General features: G+C 68.5%; 5 protein-coding genes. 4 read left to right on the top strand and 1 reads right to left on the bottom strand.

Going from position 1 to position 5,424, the window contains the following annotated elements:
* From AC27KI_RS17960 to AC27KI_RS17945, 4 genes are all read left to right on the top strand, one after another.
* On the top strand, positions 1-674 hold a 674-nt coding region (locus AC27KI_RS17960), incomplete at its 5' end, for a S1 family serine peptidase (RefSeq protein ID WP_487115063.1).
* Between the two features lie 151 nt (positions 675-825).
* Positions 826-2,751, top strand: coding sequence for a trypsin-like peptidase domain-containing protein (locus tag AC27KI_RS17955; RefSeq protein ID WP_487115061.1), 1,926 nt, complete (start codon positions 826-828; stop codon positions 2,749-2,751).
* Between the two features lie 10 nt (positions 2,752-2,761).
* Positions 2,762-3,835 (top strand): Holliday junction branch migration DNA helicase RuvB, encoded by a 1,074-nt coding sequence (gene ruvB, locus AC27KI_RS17950; protein ID WP_272567148.1) that lies wholly within the window; start codon positions 2,762-2,764, stop codon positions 3,833-3,835.
* A gap of 235 nt (positions 3,836-4,070) precedes the next feature.
* Positions 4,071-4,703 carry a phage tail protein gene (locus tag AC27KI_RS17945; RefSeq protein WP_487090272.1) on the top strand — a complete coding sequence of 211 codons (633 nt, stop codon included), beginning with the start codon at positions 4,071-4,073 and terminating at the stop codon, positions 4,701-4,703.
* Between the two features lie 153 nt (positions 4,704-4,856).
* Here the strand turns inward: AC27KI_RS17945 and AC27KI_RS17940 are convergent.
* Positions 4,857-5,424 (bottom strand): type III PLP-dependent enzyme domain-containing protein (locus tag AC27KI_RS17940; RefSeq protein ID WP_487115059.1); only part of this gene is annotated, 568 nt, incomplete at its 5' end.

Below are 5,424 nucleotides of genomic sequence, written 5' to 3'. Positions count from 1 at the left end.
CGCAGACCGTGGCGTCCACCCTGCAGACGGACTGGTTCTTCCGTTCGCAGGCCTGCAACAGCGGCACGCTGTCGCCCCGCTCCACCGCGCGAACGGGCGGCGCGACGCTGCTCTACGCCAGCGCGGACACCGACACGGCCCTGCTGCGGCTGAACGAGGCGCCGCCCCCGGGTGCCGTGTTCGCCGCCTGGGACGCCGGTCCGCAAGCCGAATCGGCGGCCGTGGTCGGCATCCACCATCCCCGGGGCGACCTGCAGAAGATCAGCACCGGAAGCATCATGGGCACGCTGGCCTGCACCAACGACACGGACGGCTCCATGCTGTGCGACTCCTCCACGGACGCCTCGGCCGGCTACTACGACGTTGGGTTCGACCGCGGCACGGTGGAGGACGGCAGCAGCGGATCGGCCATCTTCCATGGCGGCCGCGTGATCGGGACGCTGTACGGATTCGCCTCCAGTGCCCAGTGCTCGGTGAACGACGTGCGGGTGTATGGCCGCTTCGACCTGGCCTACCAGAAGGCCCTCAAGCAGTGGCTGTCGCCTTCGGTGAGCGTGCCGGTGGCCTGGCGGCATCCCGCCCATCGGTTCGGCCTGCCGCACGGGCACACGCAGGCCGGCGTGTCCGGCAACGGCGCGGCCCCGTTCGGGAATGGCTGGCTGGCCTCGCGCTAGCCGGCCGAGGCCCATCACCGGCGCGATGATGCAATGATGCAATGAGGTAAAGCGCGAAAAAATCACCTGCTGGCAGCCATGGGGCTGTGGCACATTTTGCAATCCGGGGGCGGCATGGGACCGCCCAGATTTCGATGACAGGAGTTGTTCCATGCAACAGGCACTGAGGCGAGTTCGATCTTTGGCGGTTTTGGCCGTGGCCGCCGTGCTGGCCGCCTGCGGCGGCGGCAGTGGCACCGAGGCGGTGCAGTCCGCGGCCGCCCCCCAGGCGAGGGCGGTGGTGTACAGCGTGGAGTCGCGCGAGCAGCCGGCGTCCGCCGTGCAGGACGTGGCACGGGTCAAGGACCGTGTGGTGCGCACGGCCATCACGCCCGCACGCATCGACCTCGGGCCGCTGGACCAGTCCAAGGAAGCGGTGGCCAGCGGCTTCGGTCCGCGCCAGGTCGGCAGCCCCCGCAGCATCGCCCAGACGGCCACGGCCAGCGCCACCTTGCAGCAGCTGCAGTGGACGCCCACGGCCAGCGGCGGCCAGGTTGCCGCCCTGAGCTTCTCGGCCGAAGGCGCGCACGGCCTGCGCCTGGGCGTGCTGGTGCGCCAGCTGCCCGGCAGCGCCGTGCTGCGTGTGTACAGCCAGGCCCGGCCCTCGGCGGTTTTCGAGATCGCCGGCCAGGAAGTGCTGCAGATCATCGAGCGCAACCAGACGGCGGGCGATACCTCCGACGCCGGCCGCACCTGGTGGACGCCCGACACGGGCGGCGACGAGGCCACGCTGGAGATCGAGTTGCCATCCGGCACGCCCGCGAGCGCGATCGACCTGTCGGTGCCGCGCCTGTCGCACATCTACGACAACCTGTCGCTGCCCACGGCCGAAGAGCTGGAGCAGCAGACCAAGATCAACGAATCCGACGCCTGCAACCTCGATTCGACCTGCTATGACGATTACGCCGCCCAGCGCAACGCCGTGGCACGGATGCTGTTCGTGCGCCCCGACGGCAAGACGTACGTGTGCTCGGGCACGCTGCTGAACGACCGAGACGGCACCGGCACGCCCTACTTCATCTCGGCCAATCACTGCATCTCCACGCAGACCGTGGCGTCCACCCTGCGCACCGACTGGTTCTACCGCTCCCCCAGCTGCAACAGCCGTACGCTGTCGTCCGCCACCACGGCGCGCACCGGCGGCGCCACGCTGCTGTACGCGACGGACAGCAGCGACACGTCGTTCCTGCGCCTGAACGAGGCCCCGCCCGCCGGCGCCGTGTTCGCCGCATGGAACGCCAATCCCCAGGGGCTGGGCGGCGCCATCGCGGGCATCCACCATCCCCGCGGCGACCTGCAGAAGATCAGCTTCGGCAACCTGGCATCCCTGACCGCGTGCACGTCCATCAGCGACACCAACTTCACGTGCAGCGGCACCAGCGGCAACTTCTACCGGGTGACGTGGAGCCAGGGCACGACCGAGGGCGGCAGCAGCGGCTCTGGCATCTTCTCCGGCGGCGCGCTGATCGGCACGCTCTACGGCGGCAGCGCCGTGCGCACCAACAAGGCCTCGTCGGACTACTACGGCCGCTTCGACGTGGCGTACAACGCGTCCATCAAGAACTGGTTGTCGCCGGCCACCAGCGCCAGCGGCCGCACCGCCGTGTACCGCTTCTTCAACAGCAGCACGGGCGCGCACTTCTTCACGGCGAGCGCGGGCGAGCGCGACTTCGTGATCAACACCTACCCGGCCTTCGCCTACGAAGGCGTGGCCTTCTACGCCTACGGCGGCGCCACTGCCGGCCAGAGCGCTGTGTACCGCTTCTTCAACAAGAGCAACGGCGCGCACTTCTACACCATCGATGCGGGCGAACGCGACTTCGTGCGGGCCACCTACCCGTCGTTCGAGTACGAGGGCCCGATCTGGTATGCCCAGACCGGCGCCGGCAACGGCTCGACCGCGATGTACCGTTTCTTCAACAAGAGCAACGGCACGCACTTCTACACCATCAGCCAGGGAGAGCGCGACTTCGTGCAGGCCACCTATCCGGTGTACCAATACGAAGGCCCCGTGTACTACGCCTGGACTTCCAACTGATCCGCAACGCATGAGCATCCAGACCGACGACTTCGCCCCCGCACCCGCCAAACGCGTGATCTCCGCCGCGCCGGCCTCCCCGCAGGAGGAAGCGCTGGAGCGGGCGCTGCGCCCCAAGCTGCTGCAGGAGTACGTCGGTCAGGCCAAGGCGCGCGAGCAGCTGGAGATCTTCATCGGCGCGGCGCGCAAGCGCGGCGAGGCGCTGGACCACGTGCTGCTGTTCGGGCCCCCGGGCCTGGGCAAGACCACGCTCAGCCACATCATTGCCGCCGAGCTGGGCGTGAACCTGCGCCAGACCTCCGGGCCCGTGCTGGAAAAGCCCAAGGACCTGGCCGCGCTGCTGACCAACCTGGAGCGCAACGACGTCCTGTTCATCGACGAGATCCACCGGCTCTCGCCTGTGGTGGAGGAAATCCTCTACCCCGCGCTGGAGGACTACCAGATCGACATCATGATCGGCGAGGGGCCCGCGGCGCGCAGCATCAAGCTGGACCTGCAGCCCTTCACCCTGGTGGGGGCGACCACCCGCGCCGGCATGCTCACCAACCCTCTGCGCGACCGCTTCGGCATCGTCGCGCGGCTGGAGTTCTACACCCCCGAGGAACTCTCGCGCATCGTCATGCGCAGCGCCGGGCTGCTCAACACGCCGATCCAGCCGGACGGGGGCTTCGAGATCGCGCGCCGATCGCGCGGCACGCCGCGCATCGCCAACCGCCTGCTGCGCCGGGTGCGCGACTACGCCGACGTGAAGGGCACGGGCCAGATCACGCTCGATATCGCCCAGCGCGCGCTCACCATGCTCGACGTGGACCCCCAGGGCTTCGACGTGATGGACCGCAAGCTGCTCGAGGCCGTGATCCACCGTTTCGACGGCGGTCCCGTGGGGCTGGACAACATCGCCGCGAGCATCGGCGAGGAGTCCGGCACCATCGAGGACGTGATCGAGCCCTACCTGATCCAGCAGGGCTACCTGCAGCGCACGCCGCGCGGGCGCGTGGCCACCCTGGCGGCCTATCGCCACCTGGGCGTGGCGCCGTCCCGCAACCCTGCCGACCTGTTCGGCGGGCCGCCTTCGGCGGCTTGACCCATCGCTTCCGGACGCCTTGTCCGAACGCTCCTGCGGCTTCATCGCAGCAGCCAGATACGCGTCGGGGATCGACGCGCGTTGCATTCTCGACGCCCCGTGAATTCTCGCTTGTCGCCCTGCGATTTCTGGTGTTTACTCCCTCTATCCGCCTTCGCTGCGAGATCGTCAAAAAGCATCGCTGCCAGGTGCGGATATTGATCGACAAACCTTTTTTTGGGAGAGGGATACTCACATGGATCCGATTCTGGGCCAGATCATTCTTTGGGCCGTGCCATGGGTTCCGCAGGGCTGGGCTCTGTGCGACGGCACACTGCTGTCAATCAATCAGAACCAGGCGCTCTACTCGCTGCTGGGCACCCGCTACGGTGGCGATGGCGTCAATACCTTCGGCTTGCCCGATCTGCGCAACCGGGTTCCGCTCGGTTCCCAGAACATGGTGACCATCGGCGGTACGAGCGGTGCCGCCACCGCGTCCACCAACGCCATCGGCGCTGCGATCCTGTCGCTCGCCAACCTGCCGGCCCACACCCATGGCGTGACGGTGGCCGCGGGCGGAACGGCCGCAGTGTCCATTCCCGCCGACGACACCACGGGCGACAACAACGTTCCTGGGCCGACTCTGATCGCCGGGAAGGCAACGGCGGGCAACAACACCGCCAAGGTGTACAGCTCCAAGTCCGCCACCACGACGCTCAAGCCCTTCGACGCACCCTTGACCCTGCCCGCCATCTCCACGCAAGCGGCTGGCAGCGCCACGCCCACGCCCGTGCAGATGAACGTGCCCGTCACGGTCAGCACGCTTCAACCCGGCCTCACGCTGAACTTCATCATCGCCGTGAACGGCATCTATCCGTCGCGCCCCTGACCGCGGATGGGCATGCAGGCAGTGGCCTGCCTGCCGCCATGGCCACCTGGGCGCGACAAGCGCTTCGGTGGCGATGGCCGACGAGGCCGGGGCAACCCGGCCTTTTTCTTTCTTGTTGCAGACCGTCGCGCAGGCGCCTGCCGGTGCTTCAGGTCAGGTCAGCGCGCCCCGGGCATCCACCCGGATGATCCGCTCCACCACGCCGTGCGCCAGTCCGCCGCGCACACCGATCAAGAAGTCGTACAGGTTCACCGTCGGATCGCAATGGCCGGGAATGAGCCACAGCATGCGGCCCAGCGAGGGCAGCCGGGCCTTGTTGCCGTCGGCGTAGAGAATGCCGTGCTCGTCGCCGCCGTTGGCATAGCGCAGCGCCCGCTCGGGCGGCAGCATCGCCACGATCGGCAGGCCGGAGTCGATGGCATGGCTCTTGTGGCCGGCATCGCACACCGCATGCGTTTCCTGGCTGGAGATGACCTGGGTCTTGACGAACAGCGCATGCTCGAAGGCCGGCTGGGCCGGCTCGCGTTCGTTGCTGGCGTAGTCCGCGTCCATGAACAGGAACGAGCCCGCCTGCAGTTCGCCGTAGACGCCGCTGGCGGCCTCGTGCACCAGCGTGCCGGTGCCCGCGCCGGTCACCAGCGGCACCGGAAGGTCGGCGGCGGTGATGAGGTCGCGCGTGTGGCGCGCGGCCTCCACCACGGCGGCGATGCCTCCCGGCGGG

The sequence above is a fragment of the Acidovorax sp. KPB24-03 genome (assembly GCF_057546605.1).
This window is presented reverse-complemented; position numbering and strand designations above follow the sequence as displayed.